The organism is Mesorhizobium sp. M0496 (genome assembly GCF_040321205.1).
GTDB lineage: Bacteria > Pseudomonadota > Alphaproteobacteria > Rhizobiales > Rhizobiaceae > Mesorhizobium.
On the sequence record NZ_JAMYRC010000001.1, the window covers coordinates 533793 to 552003 of the forward strand.

The following is an 18211-nucleotide window of genomic DNA, read 5'->3' on the forward strand; positions in this document are numbered from 1 at the left end:
ACTTCCGCCGGCGGCAATCATTGGGTTCTTGCGACTGGGGCGCCGAACAAAAGACCTGACGACAGCCAGTTCGGCGGTTTTGGCAGCTTTTATGCCGATAGCTTTTCATGATAGGAATTTTTTCTTGACGTCGTGCCCTCAGCTATGGTACATGTTTACCTATGGTGCTGATTTGCGCCAGTGACCCGCCGTACAGGCGGGTTTTTCGTTTGATGCGGTCTTATGTAGCAAAAGCACCAAGCCCCGACGACAGGGGGGACTGTGAGCTAGGCGGCGCGCCGTGTGGGCGCGAGCGGCTTGGGCCGCCGCCTTAGTTGGCGTCGTTGCCTATCTGATGGTATCTGGCCTTTTCGGCGAAGAGGATTTGCCGGGTCTCGGTCGGAGCGGGAGCGCTCGCTGGTTCCTCGTCAAATTCTCGATTGCGGCTATCGATAGCGTACCTATGGCAGAAGCGAGTGAAACGGCGCTCGTCGAAGCCGTCAAAGTAATAGACCACCCCCCAAACATAGACGAACTCCCATTCATCCGGCGAGATGAAATTAAGTGGCTCTCGGTCTTCCGATCCTTGGGCAGGATTGTCGCCGGGTTGCACGACTCTGTCGACAAACGCCAGTTTACTGTCAGTCAAATCGTCGGCTACGGGCAATTTCGCGAGATCGCGAACGCGCTCGTTGAACAGGCCCATTCGGACATGGATAAAAACCTTGCGCGCTGGCAGGCGCCCGACGTTCCGAACCTCTATGTGGCCCATCACGTCTCGCGTGCCGATCAGTTGATTAACGCCCTTTGGCACAATCGCGAGGTAGGCTCGAAGTTCAAGGCTGGACGCCTTCTCGGCATGCCTGACAGCGGCCCACGCCGCGTCAGTCGACTTGCGGTTCAATTCGAGCGTGTCTCTTACAAGCCGAACGGCCCAGATGCTAACGCCTACACTGCCGAAGGCGGCGAAGGCTGCGATCCACTGTGCGTACGTATCCGTAGGCGAAGTGTAGGTCTCCCAGAGGCTGGGCCTTACGACTGGGTTGTATTCCCCGGTCTCGCCGTTCTTGGCGTTTTGGTATCGTTCTTGCTGATAGGCTGGATTACGAAACCCGGGGAAGGCCCAGACAAGAAACAATAGGGCAATGCCGACGCCAACAATTACGCCAAGTGCAGCGTCTGTGAACCGATTGCGGTTAGACATTGAAGTGAAAACGCCGCCGTGAACTTGCCCCTAGAGAGCTTGCGCACGTTTACCTCATGCTCGTCAACGTGCTATTCGGCGGCGTCTACAAGGGTGGCGAGGAAAAGGCTTACGACACGTTCAAGCGCCTTCGTTGGGCTTCGACGCAAGGCGAGTCTGTTTGCCCGAAATGCGGATGCCTGGATCACTACGACATCCCGACCCGTCGCAAGTTCAAGTGCGCCGCCTGCGGTGCGCAGTTCTCTGTGACGAGCCGCACGATCTTCGCCTCGCGCAAGCTGTCGTTTGTCGATTTGCTTGCTGCGATCTGCCTGTTCGTCAACGGCGCGAAGGGCATGTCGGCGGACCAGTTCTCTCGCGATCTGGACGTTCAATACAAGACCGCCTTCGTGCTGGCTCACAAGCTGCGCGAAGCCTTGTCGGCTGAAACCAAGAACGAAACCCTTGAAGGCGAGGTCGAGATAGCCGAAGATCGCCAGTGTATGATCTATGTGCGATAGCTGGTCTTCCAAGGCGGCTTTCTGCCGTTCCAAGTCGAGAACCTGGCCTGACGATTCCGCTCGCTTGGCGACGGCAACCAAGTGCGCCGGTCAATGGCGCTTTCGCCTTCAGTCCCTGTCGGACAGCACCGCGACGCCGAAGAGCGCCGCCTTCTTGGTGATCAGTCCTTCCAGATCCGCGTCGGAGCGCTCCGTTCCCGTACGTTCCCGCAGTGCGGCGATTGCTGCCTTCATCGACAGCAACGCATTGCATCGCTCGTTCAGGAGTTGATCGACAGCCGCAGCCACATCGCACGTCTCAACATGCGGCAACATTGAACTGGCTCCTTCCCTATCGAGCGGTAAGCCTGCCATCCCGAGGAACGGCAGGCTTACCGTCAGTCGATAACTCTCACAATCTTGCGCGTGCCGGGGTCGACCAGCACCGTGTGATCGCCGACGACGACATATTTGTATTTGACATCGGGAACATCGATCGACCGAAGTTCGACCGTGTCGGGCAAAGCGGAGCCGACACTAAGCTCCACCCCAAGAAGATTGATCGATGCCAGCGGATGCTTGTGCACATATTCGCGGATGACCGTCTGCTGTTCGGGCGTGATAATCACCTCGTCCGCGATGGCCACGCCGATGCCGGCGAGCAGAATAAGCCCGGCGGCGGCAGGAACCAGATGACTTCCCATCGTCTTCTCCTATTCCTGGAAGAGAGATCCGCCTTTCACTGCTTCGCAAACGGCGAACCCATTTTTTTCAACGTTCACCGAGCCGCCTTGTTCCGTGAGCGATGACTAATTGATCGGGTAGTTGGGCATCGTAGCGGCCGAGCGCTGTCGCAGGAATACGAGGCTATCGACTTCCCTTGGGCGGGAAAAGTCTGGAGCAAACGCCATCAATCGCTTTGTGATGAGCGAAGTCGCATGACCAAACCCGGCGCGGCGGCGTCGGATACGCATAATGGGATTTCTGGGCAGTATTCAGCCTAGCCGTCGGCGAGCCAATCATGGAGGCTGCGGGCGAAGCTTCGCGGCGCGAAGAGATCGCACGAGGTCTCACCGGTGCGAAGCAAGAGTACCGGCACATGGTGGAAGGATGTCTGCACGGCCCGGCCCGGAGCGGCGGTCGGCGCATGCCAGTCGACGGCGACGCAGGTTGAGAGAACGCTTGCGATGTCGCCTCCGGCCAGGCTGAACCGCACGCGACCTTCGCCAAGGCAAACCGAACAGCCGAGATCCGGATCTATGGCAAGGGACGGCGCTTGCGTCCCGTCGTCGAGCGCCAGCCAGAGACGGCGCGGTGCAACGCGAATGATGATAAGGTTCCTGTGACGCACCGTCTCTCCGACCGAGGCCGGAAGTTCTGCGCCGAGCGCCGCCGAGAGGCTTGATTCGAATTGCCTCAGCGTTCCGTCCCAGCCCTCGACCTGGATGAGCGGGCAGTCGGCCACGGACAGGCTGAAATCCGGGCTAGCCATGCAGCCGTTCTCCTTGCGGATCGAGGAATACCGGCGAGACGATGCGGGCACGCACAGTTTCGGCCTTCATGGGGTAGACGGCCACGATCTCGGTCCCCTCTGTCGCGACATCGCCGGCAAGCAATGCCAGCCCAACATAGCGGCCACGTTCGGGGCTGAAGGTGACGGAGGTGACGCGCCCGCGTCCGTGGCCGTGAGCTTTCTCGCCTGGTAGGAACAGGATGGCGCCACCGCGTAGGCGCTTTCCGTCTTCTATGCATTCCAGTCCGGCCAGACGTTGCCGGTCAGGCGCCAGCAGGGCAGGGCGCCGCCGCAGCACATCGCCAACGAAGCCGCTGCGCTTGCCGACCATGCGGCCGAGGCCGAGATCGTCCAGCGTCGTGCGCCCATCGATTTCGGGCCCCGCGACGTGGCCCTTCTCGACGCGCAGCGCACCAAGCGCCTCGACGCCATAGGGCTTCAGGTCGAACGGCCGGCCGGCTTCGAGCAAGCGGCTCCAGAGCCGTTCACCGGCAGGTGCGCCGACATAGATTTCATAGGCACGCTCACCGGAATAGCTGAGGCGCAGGATGCGCAGCGCGCGGCCTTCCCATTGGCTTTCGAGCAATCCCATATGCGGCAGCGCTTCGTTGGAAACGTCGAGCGACGGAAACGCTGCCGCCAGGATCGCATGGCTCTTCGGTCCGGCGACCGACATCGCCGCCCATTCATCGCTCACCGAGGTGACGGCGACGCGCAGTTCCGGCCATGCTGTGTCGAGCAGGAACTCCAGCCTCGACAGCACGTCGGCGGCCTTGGCGGTCGACGTGGTCATGAAGAACCGGTTTTCCGCCAGCCGCGTCGTGGTGCCGTCGTCGAAGACAATGCCGTCGTCGCGCAGCATGACGCCGTAGCGGGCACGGCCGACCGGCAGTTTGGCGAAGCCGTTGGCATAGACACGGTCCAGGAATGTGGCTGCGTCGGGACCCTGGACGTCGATCTTGCCGAGGGTGGAGATGTCCATCAGGCCAGCGGCCTGGCGCACATTTCGCATTTCGGCGACGTAGGCTTCGTTCACATCCGCTCCGGACTGCTTGTAAAACCAGGGCCGCATCCAAAGGCCGACTTCCAGCATGTCGGCGCCGTTCGCCAGATGCCAGTCGTGCATCGGCGTGCGGCGAAATGGCTTGAAATGATGACCGGTGGCGCGGCCGGCAAGTGCACCGATGGCGACCGGCGTGAAAGGCGGGCGGAAGGTCGTGGTGCCGGTCTCGGGGACCGTTGCGCCACGCAGGGCGGCCATAGCCGAAAGTGCGGGGAAATTGCTGGTCTTGCCCTGGTCGGTACCCATGCCGAGCGTTGTGTAGCGTTTCAGGTGCTCAACCGATTCATAGCCTTCGCGATGGGCGAGTTCGATGTCCTTTGTCGTCACGTCCATCTGGAAATCGACAAAGGCTTTTCCGCGTTGGGCGGACGGGACTTCGCGAAGCACGGTCGTGATGGTCTCGCCTAGATCGAGCTTCGAAGGAGCTGGTGCCGGCGCCGATTTGCCACAGAAGGATGCCGCTTCGATGCCGGCGCGATGGCCGTCCTGGACGGCATCGGCGGTCGAGTAGTTTCCCATTATTGCGCCGGCGCCGAACTGATTGGCTGGAAAGGCGCCCGGCACGAAGCCGTCGACGTCTTCGCGATATCGAGGCTTGATGCCCAGATGCGAAGTCAGGTGCACGGTCGGCGACCAGCCGCCGGACACGCAGACCAGATCGCAGGCGGCCTCGGATTGGCCGTCCGGTCCGGCGAGTGTCGCGCCCCTGACGGCACGGCCGCCGTGCAGGTCGACAATGCGCGTTGCGGCCCGCACCCTGACGCCGATGCGTGCGGCTTCCGCGACAAGCGCCGTTGGCGGTGCGGCGCGCTGATCGGCAACCGTCACCTCTGCGCCGGCTGCGGCGTAGTCGAACGCAGTGCGCCAGGCGCTGTCATCGGCAGCAGTGACGATGACTTTCCTGCCCGGCAGGACAGCGAAGCGGTTGAGGTAGGTCCTGGCGGCCGAGGCTAGCATGACGCCGGGCCGGTCGTTGTTGGCGAACACCATTGGACGCTCGATGGCGCCGGTGGCGAAAACGATCGAGCGGGCGCGAAGCATGGTGACTGTCTGCCGAGCTTCGCCGGTTCGCGGCGGGTCGATCTGGTCGCGTTGTTCGACCAGGCCTATGACATTGCCGTCATAGATACCGAAAGCGCTGGTCCGCTTCATCAACGTGACGGTTTCGAAGTTCTTCAACTCGGATTCGATATGGCTCAACCATGAGGCCGCCGTGCCGTCCGACCGTTCCGCCAGAAGCTGACCGCCCAGCAGGAAATCCTGTTCGATCAGCACTACTCGCGCGCCGGCGGCGGCCGCAGCCCGCGCCGCCGACAATCCGGCCGGACCGCCACCGACAATTGCCACATCAGCAAAGGCATGACGGACGACGTAGCGATCAGGATCCGGCTCGGTGCCGGCTCTGCCGAGGCCGGCAGCCTTGCGGATGAAGTGCTCGTAGACCTTCCAGGCGCGCCGCGTCGGACCCATGAAGGTCTTGTAGTAGAAGCCAGCCGAGAGGAACGGCGAAAACAGGCCGTTGATGCTTTGGACGTCGAAGGCAAGCGACGGCCAGCGGTTCTGGCTTTCTGCGACCATGCCGTCGTCAAGTTCCAGTGTCGTCGCCGGCAGGTTCGGCTCGCGCCTGCCCGCTGTGCCCAGCGTGACCAGTGCGTTCGGCTCCTCCGGCCCGGCGGAAAGAATGCCGCGCGGACGATGATACTTGAAGCTGCGTCCAACCAGGCTGACGCTGTTGGCGAGCAGCGCGGATGCGAGCGTGTCACCACGATATCCGGTTATCTTTCGGCCGTCGAAGCTGAATTCGACGGGATAAGAGCGGTCGATGCGACCACCGCCAGGTAGCCGCTTGTTCTGGACGTTCATGCTTGCGATGTCCTGGCGAAGGTGACCGAAGAAACGACGTGGTTGCGCGTGTCGCGCTCGACCACCAGCCACTGGCGGCAGCCGATCACGTGCTGCCAGAACTCGCGGTGAAGGCCTGCCGGGTTTTCCCGGACATAGACATAAGCGTACCAGGCCTCCGGATCGGGATCGTCATGGGCCGGACGGCTGACGGAAGCATCGCCGCCATAGCGGAACTCGTCATGGTCACGCGGACCGCAGCAGGGGCATTCGATGCGCAGCATTTTCTTCCCGCCTCCTATTGCAGCCAGGCGGAGGGGCCGGCGCCGGCCTCGTCCAGCGTGCGGCCGGTCCGGAAACGGTCGAGCCCGTAGGCCGCGATCAAGGGATGCGGTTTGCCGGTGGCGATCGTGTGGGCGAAGCACCAGCCGGAAGCCGGCGTCGCCTTGAAGCCGCCATAGCACCAGCCGCCGTTGAGATAGAGGCCGTCGATCGGCGTTGGGCAGATGATCGGGCTGGCATCCGGCGTCATGTCCATCACGCCGCCCCAGTGCCGGAGCAGACGGATGCGCGAGATGCACGGCATCAAGGCGATCGCCGCCTCGGCCACTTCGCGCACGACGCCGAGATTGCCGCGCTGGGCGTAGGAATTGTAGCCGTCGAGATTGCCGCCGAACACCAACCCGCCCTTGTCCGACTGGCTGACGTAGAAATGATCGGCGCCGTAGGCGACGACATGGTCGACCAGCGGCTTCAGCGGTTCGGTGACGAAGGCCTGCAGGACATGGCTTTCGATCGGCAGTTCAAGGCCGGCCTTGGCACCGAGAATGGACGTATGGCCGGCGACGGCGAGGCCGACCTTGCCGGCGCCGATCCGGCCTTTCGTCGTTTCTACGCCGACGATCCGTTCGCCATCGCGAATGAAGCCCGTCACTTCGCAGTTCTGGATGATGTCGACGCCATGGCCGTCGGCGGCGCGGGCATAGCCCCAGGCGACGGCGTCGTGGCGCGCGGTGCCCGCGCGGCCCTGGAAGATGGCGCCATGGATCGGGAAGCGGGCCGTATCGGAGAAATCGAGATAAGGCACCAGCCGGCGCACGACGTCGCGATCGAGGATATCGGCGTCGATGCCGTTCAGCCGCATGACGTTGGCGCGGTGGCTGAAGCCGTCGAGCTGGTCGGCCGAATGCGCGGTGACGAGCTGGCCGCGCTGCGAAAACATGACGTTGAAGTTCAGCGCCCGCGACATGCCTTCCCAGAGCTTCATCGAGAACTCGTAGAACTGGGTGTTGCCGTCGAGCAGGTAGTTGGAGCGGATGACGGTGGTGTTGCGGCCGACATTGCCACCACCGATGTAGCCTTTTTCGAGCACGGCGACATTGCGAATACCATGGTTTTCGGCGAGGTAGAATGCGGTCGCGAGGCCGTGTCCGCCGCCGCCGATGACGATCACATCGTAGGACGGCTTGGGCTCCGCCGCCCGCCAGGCGCGCTGCCAGTTCTTCTGGCCGGACAGCGCATTGCGGAAAATCTGGAATGCCGAGTAGGGCGCCATGCGTGCGGCCCTATCGAACGATCGGGCCGGTCGGCGTGCGGGTCAGCACTTCGGCACCCGCATCGGTCAACAGCACGGTGTTGGAAACGAAGTCATCGCCACGACCGGTGCCCATCAGCCAGGACAGGATGTGGAAGCTCATCCCGGTCTCGATCTCGAGATCGGAATCATGCCGGAGCCCGGTCACCGAATTGCCGCCGGTCCATGATGGCGGCTGGCCGGCACCGACGAGATAGCCGCAGTGATGTCGGCGATAGTGGGCAAGGCCGGCCTCGTCGGCGACGGCCTGCCAGGCGGCGTAGACATCGCGCGCCTTGGCCCCGGGCCGCAGCGCCTTGACGACCGCGTCGAACGCCCTGGCGGTCACTTCGGCCATAGCGGCGTCTTCGTCGCTGATATGGCCGATGCGAACGAGCCGGCCGAGCGGCGCGTGGTAGCGCGAGATGCACCCGGACAATTCGACGAACACCGGCTCGCCCTTGCGATAAACTCCGTTGCCCCAGGTCGTATGCTCCTCGCCAAGCCGCGCGGCCGGGCGGATAAACGGGCCGAAGCCCGGCGCATGGCCGCCGGCGCGGATCATCGCCGAAACACATTGGGCGGCGACCTCCTGCTCGGTGGCGCCGTCCGAGATCGCCGCGATCGCGGCCCCGGCGGCAACGTCGGTCACCCTGGCAGCCTGCCGCATCAGGGCTTGTTCCTCGGTGCTTTTCACCCGCCGCATCCTGTCGACCAGACCGGAAACGTCGCTCCATCTGGCATCCGCCTGCGCCTGGAGCGCCACGGCAAGCCCGTGGCTGAGGCCCGCCGTCCAGTACTCGAGGCCGATCCGCTTGCCGGACAGGCCGAGTTCCGCCAGCACCCGCGCCGCAAGGTCGGCCGCCGTTTCGCTGTCGGAATGGCCGCGGAAATCCGCTGCCTTCACCTGCTTCTCGATGGTCACCCTTTCCATCGAACGGGTGACCAGGACGGGTTTTCCTTCGAGCGGAACGATCAGCAGGTGAGGGGCAAAATAGCCCCAGTGATCGAGGCCGGTGAGATAGAAGACGTTCTCCGGCGACGCGAAGACGGCCGCGTCGAGTTCGCGCTCGGCCAGTACCGTGCGGATCCTTGCAAGGCGGCCGGCGATTTCGGCTTCGGAAAAGGGATTGCGGTCCATTGGATATCCTCGAATTGCCAGTTCTTGCGCCGGTTGTCAGTCGATGGCGATAAGTTCGCGCGCCACATCGCAGAGGCGTTCGCCGCCGCGATCCGTGACCACGAAGGATTCCGAGATGGCGATGCCGAAATCGTCGAGCCAAACGCCGGCCATGAAATGGAAGCACATTCCGGATTGCATCTCGGTGGTGTCGCCGGGGCGAAGACTTGCTGTGCGTTCGCCCCAATCGGGCGGATATGCCAGCCCGACCGGATAGCCGACGCGGCTTTCCTTCTTGAGCCCGTTCTTGCGCAAAACAGCCTGCCATGCCGCTTCTACTTCTTCGGCGGTGCTGCCGGGCCGCGCCTTCTCAAGGCCGGCGTCGACGCCCTCGACGATTGCCCTGGCCATATCGAGGATGGCCTGCGGCGGCTTGCCGAAATGCACGGTGCGCGTCAGCGCCGCGTGATAGCGTCGACGCACGCCGGCGATCTCCAGGATCGCAAGTCCGCTGTCCGGCAGCGGCGCGTCGGACCAGGTCAGATGTGGCGTGCTGGTGCCCTCGCCAACGGGCATCAGCGGACAGATCGCGGCATAGTCGCCGCCGGCTCCGGGCACGCCCATGATCTGCGCGTGATAGATCTCGGCGATGACGTGGTTCTGCGGCACGCCGGGCCGCATCTTGTCGATGGCGCGGTTCATGGCATGGGTGCAGATCGCACCGGCCTCGCGGATCAGCGCCAATTCCGCTTCGGATTTAACCAGCCGCGCCCAGTTGACGAGATCGCGGTTGTTGGCGAAGTGCGCGTCGGGCAACCCTTGGGTGAGATGGGCGTGGCAGCGCGCGGTGTAGTAATGCGCGTCCATCTCGACACCGACGCGAGCGGTCCCCCAGCCGCGCGAGCGGATCAGCTGGGCAAGCTCGTCATAGGGATGTTCGACGGGCTGCTGCACCAGCCGTTCCGAGAACGGCACGATGTTTTTCTCCGGCAGGCCGGTGGTTAGACGCGCGCTGCGCGCATCTTGCGCCCTGCCGAACCAGATCGGCCGGTCCTCCTCCATATGGACGAGCACGCACTGCGGAACGTAGAACGACCATCCGTCATAGCCAGTCAGCCAGCACATGTTGGCGGGATCCTGACAGACGATGAGGTCGAAGCCGGCCCTTTCCATGCGCGCCTTCACGCCGGTCAAGCGCTGCGCATATTCCGCTTGCGTGAATGTTCCGAAATGGTTCGCGCTCGCCACCTGAATGCCCTGCCTCCCGGATATGTCTTCCGCCCTTGCGATGAGCAAATTTGCCTAAATTGTGCACAACTTGATAGGAGCTTGTTGCATGGTTGTCGAATTTTCAAAGGTTTCTGTGTCTTGGCTTGCACAATGTCTAGGGCAGTTGTATACGTCTGGTCAAGCGCGTTTCAACCTCGAAGAAGGCCGCGACGCTGGGAACCATCATCAGTTGTTCAATGGGAGAAAAGCATGTTCAAATCATCGATATCGCGCCGTATGGTCGTTAAGGCGGCCGCGTGTCTTGCACTTGCCGCCACGTCGCTCGTGCCCGTGGCCGCACACGCGGAAACCACCCTCGAACGGGCCAAGAAAGACGGCTACATCCGCGTCGGCTTCGCCAACGAGGCGCCCTTCGGTTACGCCACGCCTGACGGCAAGCTGACCGGTGAGGCGCCGGAAGTCGCCAAGGCGGTGCTCGCCAAGATGGGCATCAAGCAGGTCGACGGCGTGCTGACCGAGTTCGGCTCGCTCATTCCTGGTCTCAAGGCCGGACGCTTCGACATCATCGCCGCCGGCATGTTCATCACTCCCAAGCGCTGCGCCGAGATCAACTATTCCGAACCTTCTTACGGCATCGGCGAGGCCTTGCTGGTGGCAAAGGGCAATCCGAAGGCCGTGAAGGACTTTTCGAGCTTCAAGGACAATCCCGATCTCAAGCTCGCCGTGATGGCCGGCGCGGTCGAGGGCGGCTTTGCCAAGGATGCCGGTGTCGCGGCAGGGCAGGTCGTTTCCCTGCCTGACCAGTCCAGCCTCGTCGCCGCCGTCCAGTCGGGCCGTGCCGACGCCGCTGCGCTAACCGCCCTGTCTATCGCCGACATGGCCAAGAAGGCCGACGGCGTGGAATCGACGAAACCGTTCGGCGAAGTTGCCGGCAAGTCGGTGAAGGGCCACGGTGGCTTCGGCTTCCGCAAGGAAGACACTGATTTGCAAGAGGCATTCAACGCCGAGCTGAAGAAATTCCTTGGCTCGCCGGAGCATATCGCACTCGTCGAGCCGCTCGGCTTCGGCAAGGATTACCTGCCGAACAAGACCACTGCCGAGCTCTGCGCCGGCAAATAAGGTCCCAACTGCTGGGCGGCGCGAAGGCGCCGCCCCTTTTTTCGGAGAGGCAGATGGGAATTGGCACGCTTGTAGCGATGCTGGCGATTGCACTCGCGGTCATCGGCGTCCTGGCGACACAGCAGGTCTACAGCCTGTTTCTACCCGGCTTGCTGCAGGGCGCGGTCTTGACGATCGAGATCGCCATCCTTGGCAGCCTGCTCGCGGTCATCATGGGCGTGCTTGCCGCGCTCGCCCGGCTCTACGGTCCAGCACCGCTCAGATGGCTGGCAACGGTCTATGTCGAGATCTTCCGCGGCACCTCGGCGCTGGTGCAACTGTTCTGGCTGTTTTTCGTGCTGCCGCAATTCGGCGTTTCGCTCGACCCATTCCCGGTCGCCGTCCTGGCGCTCGGGCTGAACGTCGGCGCCTACGGATCAGAGGTCGTACGCGGCGCGATCCTGTCTGTCGCTCGCGGTCAGTGGGAGGGATGCACGGCGCTGAATATGAGCCGTGCCCAGATGCTGCGGCGCGTGATCCTGCCGCAAGCCTTTGTCGCCATGATCCCGCCCTGGGGCAATCTGTTCATCGAGCTTCTCAAATCGACGTCGCTGGTCTCGCTGATCACGCTCTCGGATCTCGCCTTCAAGGCGCAGCAGATGAATCAGAATACGTTCAAGACCATTCCGATCTTCACCCTCGTCCTGCTGATGTATCTCGTCATGTCGCTGGTCCTCACCATCGGCATGCGGCTGCTCGAGAAGCGGGCGTCGGCTGGTCTGGCGCGGGGGAAGGCAGCATGATCTGGGACTGGAACTTCACCCTCGAAATCCTGCCGGTGCTGGCGCACGCGGCAATCATCTCGATCGAGGCGACGCTGATCGGCTTCGTGCTTGCCGCCACCCTCGGCCTGGTGCTGGCGGTCGTGCGCATCGCCGTACCGCAGACCGGCTGGACGATTTCGGTTCTCGTCGAGCTGATCCGCTCGACCCCACTGCTCATCCAGATATTTTTTATCTACTTCGTCTTCCCGAAATTCGGCCTCGTGCTCGACGCCTTCACCGCCGGCGTGCTTGCCATCGGCATCCACTACGCCGCCTATTGTTCCGAGGTCTATCGCGCCGGTTTCGACAACATCCATCGCGGTCAGTGGGAAGCCTCGATCGCGCTCAATCTGTCGGCCTGGACGACGTTTCGCGACATCATCATCCCGCAGGCGATTCCACCGATCGTTCCAGCACTCGGCAACTATCTCGTCGCCTTGTTCAAGGAGACGCCATTGCTTTCCGCGATCGCCGTGATGGAGCTGATGCAGACGGCCAAGATCATCGGCTCGGAGACCTTCCGCTACACCGAGCCGATCACGCTGGTCGGCTTGTTCTTCCTTGCCATGAGCCTGGTTTCAGCCGCGCTCATCCGGGCTCTCGAACGCCTGCTCAACCAGAGGACCATGCGATGACGGAACAACCGATGGTTCGTTTTGACAATGTGTCGAAACGCTATGGCACGCTGACCGTCCTCGACGGGCTCAATCTTGAAATCGCACGTGGCGAAAAAGTCTCCGTCATCGGCCCGTCAGGTTCGGGCAAGACGACGGTGCTGCGCATGCTGATGACGCTGGAGACGATCAACGATGGCGTCATCTGGGTCGAAGGCGAACCGCTGACCCACATGAAGAAGAACGGCATGCTCGTTCCCGCCGACATTGCGCATATTCGCCGCATCAGGGCGAAAATCGGCATGGTGTTCCAATCCTTCAACCTCTTCCCGCACATGACGGCGATGGCGAACTGCATCGAGGCGCCGATGACGGTGCTTGGCATGAAGCGCGCGGATGCCGAGGCGCGGGCGGCCGAATTGCTGGAACTGGTGGGGCTGGCCCAGAAGAAGGACCACTACCCGTCGCAGCTTTCCGGTGGCCAGCAGCAACGCGTCGCCATCGCCAGGGCGCTGGCCATGCGACCCAAGATCATGCTGTTTGACGAGGTGACGTCGGCGCTCGACCCGGAGCTTGTCGGCGAAGTGCTGCAGGTGATAAGGCAGATCGGGCGCGAGCACGATCTGACCATGCTGATGGTTACCCATCAGATGGGCTTCGCCAAGGAGTTTTCCGATCGCGTTTGCTTCTTTTACCAAGGCAAGATCTGCGAACAGGGACCGCCAAACGAACTGTTCGGGGCGCCCAAGAATGAGCGGACACGGCAGTTCCTGCACGCTGTCCTGGAGGCTGGATGACGCTTGAAACGGATGCCGCGCCCATAACCGAGACCCCGCGCCCGCTCTCGGCGCGGGAGCGGTTCGAGCGTATCTACCGGATCTTGCGCGACCGCATCTGCCTGCTGGACTATGCTCCGGGAAGTCATCTCTCCGAAGAAGAACTCGCCCAGGAATTCGAGATCAGCCGGACACCGGTTCGGCGCGTGCTGGCGCGCCTCGAATCCGAAGGTCTTGTTCAATCCGTCCATGGCGTCGGCACGATCGTCACGGACGTCGATATCGAGGAACTCCAACAGGTCTACCACCTGAGGCTGGAACTGGCGCTGCTGGTCGGCAAGTTGTCGCCGATCCCGCGTACGGCTGAGGATCTCGATCGGATCAGAGCGCTAATCGCGCGTTGTGACTCCGATGTCCTCAACCCCGACCAGCGCGCGTTCCTTCGTCTCAATATGGATTTCTTCTACGAACTCACTGCGATGACCGGCAACCAGCCACTGCGTGAGATCAGCGAGCGCCTGTATTTTCAGGTCGCACGCGTCGTCCTGAAGATGATGCCGCAATTGGGCCTTGTCGAAGAATTCACTGCCTTCCGCCGGGAGATGGAGGAAGTCCTTGCCGCCGCGGAGATCGGAGACTGGGAATCGATCGGCCACATAAGGCGCGCCCACATCTCGATGAGCTTCCGCCGCATGATGCGCCACGCCGATGAGGCCACCGATTTCGATGACGGCATGTGATCTGCACATTGGTCAGCGGTCGATCTCGCCGAACACGATATCAAGTGAGCCGATGATTGCGGCGACATCGGCGATCATGTGCCCTCGGGACAGGAAATCCATCGCCTGCAGATGGGCAAAGGAAGGCGCGCGTATCTTGCATCGATAGGGAACGTTGCTTCCGTTCGAAACCAGATAGACGCCGAACTCGCCCTTCGGAGCCTCGACCGCCGCATAAACCTCGCCGGCCGGCACACGATGCCCTTCCGTGTAAAGTTTGAAATGCTGGATGGTCGCCTCCATCGAGCGTTTCATCCTGGCACGCGGCGGTGGCGTGATCTTCTGGTTCGGGATCGCCACCGGCCCCTGGCCTTCCGGCGAGCGCAATTTTTCCAGGCATTGCTTCATGATCCGGACTGACTGGCGCATTTCCTCCATGCGAACCAGGTACCGATCGTAACAGTCTCCATTCTTGCCGACCGGTATGTCGAAATCCATCTCGGGATAACATTCGTATGGCTGCGCCTTGCGCAGGTCCCATGGCGCTCCCGATCCACGCACCATCACGCCGGAAAAGCCCCAGGCCCAGGCGTCATCGAGCCCAATCGCGCCAACATCGACATTGCGTTGCTTGAAAATGCGGCTGTTGGTGAGCAGGGCATCGAGATTGTCGCAGACCTTGAGGAACGGATCGCAGAAATCCCAGATGTCGTCGAGAAGCTTGGAAGGCAGGTCCTGGTGCACGCCGCCGATCCTGAAATAATTCGCATGCATGCGGGCGCCCGAGGCGCGCTCGTAGAAGACCATCAACTTCTCACGCTCGGCGAAACCCCAGAGCGGCGGGGTCAGTGCGCCGATGTCCATCGCCTGGGTCGTGACGTTGAGGAGATGCGACAGAAGCCGGCCGATTTCGCAAAACAGGACGCGGATGAGTTGCCCACGCCTTGGCACCGATATTTCGAGCAATTTCTCGGCGGCGAGGCAGAAGGCATGCTCCTGATTCATCGGTGCGACGTAGTCTAGCCGGTCGAAATAGGGCAGGGCCTGCAGATAGTTCTTGTATTCTATGAGCTTTTCCGTGCCGCGATGGAGTAGGCCGATATGCGGATCGGCACGGTCGACGATCTCGCCATCCAGTTCCAGTACCAACCGCAGGACCCCGTGAGCCGACGGATGCTGCGGTCCGAAATTGATGGTGAAGTTGCGAACAGCGGCTTCGGCCATGGCGGCTCTCCGCGACATCTGCGTTTCGTTGCTTACGGCGTAGCCGTATGGTTCGGGTGGCCGATCAAGTTGTCGTTTGGATGATCAGCGTCAGCGTGCCATCGCCATCGATGTTGGCGGCCACGACCTGTGACGAGTTGAGCCCGTTCGCCCTCAGCGCCAATGTTGCCTGAGGCGATGCATCGATGGAATTCTGCAGACGCAGCAGATCTTGCGCACTGGTCTGGGTAATCATGGCTTCCGCCTGTGCCTTGATTTCCGCAGGTAGATCCTCGACGGCAACGATGGCGACGTTGGTGAAATTCTCGTCAGGAGCCCCTTGCTGGGGCGGTATCTGGTCCGGCAGGGGCTCCAGCGGTGTTATCTGTGGGGCCTGCGGATCGATGGTTTGCCCGTAGAGAGGTTGCGTGATGACCGCACCGGAAAGCGCGGCAACTATCGTCAACATTCGCATAATCGTTCCTTGCATGTCTCCCAGGACGATGCAGACACAACCGTTATACCGGGCGATGGTTCCGTGGGTCGGCCGTGTTGGGGCAATTTCAGCTGTTGCCCTTATCGGCTGGCCGGCGCCGCTTCGTACGAAAACGACAATTGGCTCCTGTGTGAAAATGCGCGATCATTGGGAAATGGGACGCCGACTGGACGACAAACTCGATTGCAAGGCTTGCGGGACGATCCAGATGGACATTCCCGACAACGCCAAGGAGTCGACGCCAATCCATTGCAGCAAGTGCGGTGCCTTCCTCGGCGAATGGGGTGAATTGCAGGACGATTTCTACCGCCAGGCTCGCGGCACCGAAGCATTCGACCTGCGCGACGGGAACATTATCAAGAAGTAGGACGCGAGCGCACTTGTTCGGCCATGGTCTCGTGTCGGTTAGCTGACATCAATGATGACCATCAACCCGCCGCCGCCCTTTTCCTCGACATTGTTGTTCGTCGTGTGATGCGGAATGTGGCAGTGGATCAGCCACTTGCCGGGCCGCTGTGCCTTCCAGACGACGTCATAGCGCTGCCCCGGCCCAACATTGATCGTATCGGCCAGGAAGCGCGCCGACGGGGAAAGTGTCTCGCCGTCACGGGCGACGACCTCGAAGGGGCCGCCATGGATATGCATCGGATGGATAAAGCCATTGTTGGTGCCGATGAAACGCACCTTCAGCGTCTCGCCGAGCTTCATATGGATCGTATCGGTTGAAGGATACGCTTTGCCGTTGATGGTGAAGAAGTTCGGCATGCCGCCTTCCATCGGCATCGACGGATAGGTCAGGCCGCCGCGCACCAGCCATTCCTGAAGCTCGATCAGATAGTCGTGGTCGGCCTGGACCTCGTCGGCGGGATCGACGGGGTCGATGATCAGCGCGCCGTAGAGGCCGAGCGCCTGGGTGCGGTCGGGCTTGGCGTGCGGATGATAGAAATAGGTCCCGTGTTGGGTAGCGGTGAACTCATAGGAGTAGGATTGTCCGGGCTCGATCGGCGCTTGGGTAATCTCGGCGGGTCCGTCCATCTGGTTTGGCAGGATCATGCCGTGCCAATGCACCGTCGTTTCCTCCGGCAGGTCGTTGGTGACATTGATGCGAACCTTGTCGCCTTGGCGGATGTGGATGCGCGGCCCGGGAATCTGGCCGTTATAGGCATAGGCATCGACCGCCACGTTGGGCAATATGTGCCAGCGGATCACCGACGGTCTGAGTTCGAACACCTTGACGCCGTTCTCCAGGCGGAACGGCAATTCCTGGTCGCCCTTGGCGGACAGATCATAGGAAGCCGTCACCCGGCGCGGATCGGCTGCCGCCATATCGCGCATGGCTTCCGCCGGCGTATCGCGGCCCATGATCATGCCTTGCGGCATGATCACCCCGCCGACATCACGGGCCGACAGCGTCAGGTTCAGCCAGTTCGCCGGCGCGGCCATGCCGATCGCCAGCGCAATCACGGATACGATGCCGAGTGCCGAGACCTGCGGCGTCGTGGCGTCCGTTTGCATCTGATGGCCAACGCTGCCTTCTGCCTTGTGGGCGGTGCTGCCGCGCCTCTGTTCCTGGCTGGCATCGGTATGATGCATTCGCGTTGCATGCTGTCGGTGAGCAGGCGGCTGCCGACTGTTCGCGTTGGCCGTCCGGGGGCGCAGCGTCATCAGCCCATGTTTCAATCCGCGTGCCACCAGCCAGACATTGGCGGGATAGGCGAGTGTGAAGCCGGCGATGACACCGATCGACATCACGCCCCAGAACAGAAGTTCCGTCGGCTCCATCGCGCGCATGTCGCGCCCCATCATCAGGAAGCTCATGACAGGCGCCATACCTGCCATCATGAAGTTCATCGAGATGAACTCGGGCAGGAAGCTTTTGCGCACGTTCCGCCAATAGGTGCCGCCCATCATCGACTTCATGAACAGCGACTGAAAGATGAACAGACCGAAGGCGAAGCCGGAAACATATTCGACAATGAGGTCGAGCCACATAGGAAGACCGAGCGTCGCCGTGACGACGGCGGCGAGGATGATGCCTGTAGCATCTCCGGCAACGCAGTGGATGGTCGAGCCGACGCCTTGCTTCCACAGCGGCCTGGTGAAGTCCTCGTGCTCGCCTAGTCGCGGCTCCTTGTCGGCCAGCACATACAGCAGCAGGCCGAGTGGGCCCATGTAGAGGGTTACGAGAATGAACCCCCATTTCATCACAACCGGTTCGGGATTGTTGCGGTACTGATCTATGCCGACATAGAGCGTCGAGGCAGCGGCAAGAGCGAACCAGGCAACAAGAAAATAGTCGATCGGCTGGACGAGCATTGGCAGAACCTGATTCTGGATCCGTGGCTGGTGATAACCCCTCTTTTCCATGAACGCGGCCGGCGTGTTTACGATCCAGCCGGTTGAACTTGGCGGTGACGAATTCTGTCGGGCTTCCGCTCTTGTCGGAGCATCGCCGCGCGATAATTCCTTTGAAGGCGT

Annotated in this window: 18 protein-coding genes and 1 pseudogene; 7 read left to right on the forward strand and 12 right to left on the reverse strand. The window is 61.9% G+C overall.

The genetic code is table 11. From position 1 onward, the window contains the following. Nucleotides 1-310: 310 nt before the first annotated feature. On the reverse strand, nucleotides 311-1183 hold the full coding sequence (locus NKI73_RS02630; protein WP_352627329.1) for a hypothetical protein: 873 nt from the start codon (nucleotides 1181-1183) through the stop codon (nucleotides 311-313). 56 nt (nucleotides 1184-1239) lie between these two features. Here NKI73_RS02630 and NKI73_RS02635 point away from each other — a divergent pair. Then, a pseudogene (locus NKI73_RS02635) lies at nucleotides 1240-1647 on the forward strand (transposase); the annotation flags it as partial. Between the two features lie 144 nt (nucleotides 1648-1791). Here the strand turns inward: NKI73_RS02635 and NKI73_RS02640 are convergent. The 8 genes from NKI73_RS02640 to NKI73_RS02675 all read right to left on the reverse strand — a co-directional run bounded on the left by NKI73_RS02640 (nucleotide 1792) and on the right by NKI73_RS02675 (nucleotide 10021). After that, nucleotides 1792-1998: a hypothetical protein gene (locus tag NKI73_RS02640; protein WP_352627145.1), complete on the reverse strand. Its 207-nt coding sequence runs from the start codon at nucleotides 1996-1998 to the stop codon at nucleotides 1792-1794. 62 nt (nucleotides 1999-2060) lie between these two features. Further along, complete coding sequence (locus NKI73_RS02645) at nucleotides 2061-2366, reverse strand: DUF1236 domain-containing protein (protein ID WP_352627147.1); 306 nt, start codon at nucleotides 2364-2366, stop codon at nucleotides 2061-2063. Between the two features lie 296 nt (nucleotides 2367-2662). Beyond that, nucleotides 2663-3154, reverse strand: a complete 492-nt coding sequence (locus tag NKI73_RS02650) for a sarcosine oxidase subunit gamma family protein (RefSeq protein ID WP_352627149.1) — start codon at nucleotides 3152-3154, stop codon at nucleotides 2663-2665. Then, entirely contained in the window at nucleotides 3147-6101 is a 2955-nt protein-coding gene (locus NKI73_RS02655; RefSeq protein WP_352627150.1) for a sarcosine oxidase subunit alpha family protein, read from the reverse strand. Before NKI73_RS02655 ends, NKI73_RS02650 begins: the two co-directional genes overlap by 8 nt. Further along, nucleotides 6098-6364, reverse strand: coding sequence for a sarcosine oxidase subunit delta (locus NKI73_RS02660; RefSeq protein ID WP_352627151.1), 267 nt, complete (start codon nucleotides 6362-6364; stop codon nucleotides 6098-6100). The genes NKI73_RS02655 and NKI73_RS02660 overlap by 4 nt, the downstream gene beginning before the upstream one ends. Nucleotides 6365-6378: 14 nt before the next feature. Further along, nucleotides 6379-7635 carry a sarcosine oxidase subunit beta family protein gene (locus tag NKI73_RS02665; RefSeq protein WP_352627152.1) on the reverse strand — a complete coding sequence of 419 codons (1257 nt, stop codon included), beginning with the start codon at nucleotides 7633-7635 and terminating at the stop codon, nucleotides 6379-6381. 10 nt (nucleotides 7636-7645) lie between these two features. Continuing rightward, complete coding sequence (locus NKI73_RS02670; RefSeq protein ID WP_352627154.1) at nucleotides 7646-8794, reverse strand: M24 family metallopeptidase; 1149 nt, start codon at nucleotides 8792-8794, stop codon at nucleotides 7646-7648. Nucleotides 8795-8830: 36 nt separating this feature from the next. Then, nucleotides 8831-10021 carry a M24 family metallopeptidase gene (locus NKI73_RS02675; RefSeq protein WP_352627156.1) on the reverse strand — a complete coding sequence of 397 codons (1191 nt, stop codon included), beginning with the start codon at nucleotides 10019-10021 and terminating at the stop codon, nucleotides 8831-8833. Nucleotides 10022-10252: 231 nt separating this feature from the next. On the opposite strand from NKI73_RS02675, the gene ehuB reads away from it, so the two are divergent. From ehuB to NKI73_RS02700, 5 genes are read left to right on the forward strand one after another with little or no spacing between them, the layout of a single operon-like run. After that, on the forward strand, nucleotides 10253-11122 hold the full coding sequence (gene ehuB, locus NKI73_RS02680) for an ectoine/hydroxyectoine ABC transporter substrate-binding protein EhuB (protein ID WP_352627158.1): 870 nt from the start codon (nucleotides 10253-10255) through the stop codon (nucleotides 11120-11122). A 53-nt stretch (nucleotides 11123-11175) separates the two neighbouring features. Next, nucleotides 11176-11904 (forward strand): ectoine/hydroxyectoine ABC transporter permease subunit EhuC, encoded by a 729-nt coding sequence (ehuC, locus tag NKI73_RS02685; protein ID WP_352627160.1) that lies wholly within the window; start codon nucleotides 11176-11178, stop codon nucleotides 11902-11904. Continuing rightward, the gene (ehuD, locus tag NKI73_RS02690; protein ID WP_352627162.1) at nucleotides 11901-12560 is read left to right on the forward strand and encodes an ectoine/hydroxyectoine ABC transporter permease subunit EhuD; all 660 of its coding nucleotides are present in this window, start codon (nucleotides 11901-11903) and stop codon (nucleotides 12558-12560) included. The genes ehuC and ehuD overlap by 4 nt, the downstream gene beginning before the upstream one ends. Continuing rightward, the gene (ehuA, locus tag NKI73_RS02695) at nucleotides 12557-13336 is read left to right on the forward strand and encodes an ectoine/hydroxyectoine ABC transporter ATP-binding protein EhuA (RefSeq protein WP_352627164.1); all 780 of its coding nucleotides are present in this window, start codon (nucleotides 12557-12559) and stop codon (nucleotides 13334-13336) included. Before ehuD ends, ehuA begins: the two co-directional genes overlap by 4 nt. Next, a complete protein-coding gene (locus NKI73_RS02700) occupies nucleotides 13333-14055 on the forward strand; it encodes a GntR family transcriptional regulator (protein WP_352627166.1) in 723 nt (240 codons plus the stop codon). Before ehuA ends, NKI73_RS02700 begins: the two co-directional genes overlap by 4 nt. A 12-nt stretch (nucleotides 14056-14067) precedes the next feature. Here NKI73_RS02700 and NKI73_RS02705 read toward each other — a convergent pair whose 3' ends face one another. After that, on the reverse strand, nucleotides 14068-15258 hold the full coding sequence (locus tag NKI73_RS02705) for an NADH-quinone oxidoreductase subunit D (RefSeq protein ID WP_352627168.1): 1191 nt from the start codon (nucleotides 15256-15258) through the stop codon (nucleotides 14068-14070). A 64-nt stretch (nucleotides 15259-15322) separates the two neighbouring features. Further along, nucleotides 15323-15706 (reverse strand): hypothetical protein, encoded by a 384-nt coding sequence (locus NKI73_RS02710; protein ID WP_352627170.1) that lies wholly within the window; start codon nucleotides 15704-15706, stop codon nucleotides 15323-15325. On the opposite strand from NKI73_RS02710, the gene NKI73_RS02715 reads away from it, so the two are divergent. Next, on the forward strand, nucleotides 15669-16100 hold the full coding sequence (locus tag NKI73_RS02715) for a hypothetical protein (protein ID WP_352627172.1): 432 nt from the start codon (nucleotides 15669-15671) through the stop codon (nucleotides 16098-16100). The genes NKI73_RS02710 and NKI73_RS02715 overlap by 38 nt on opposite strands. Before the next feature lie 38 nt (nucleotides 16101-16138). Here the strand turns inward: NKI73_RS02715 and NKI73_RS02720 are convergent, their stop codons facing one another. Beyond that, entirely contained in the window at nucleotides 16139-18049 is a 1911-nt protein-coding gene (locus NKI73_RS02720) for a multicopper oxidase domain-containing protein (RefSeq protein ID WP_352627174.1), read from the reverse strand. Nucleotides 18050-18211 lie beyond the last annotated feature (162 nt).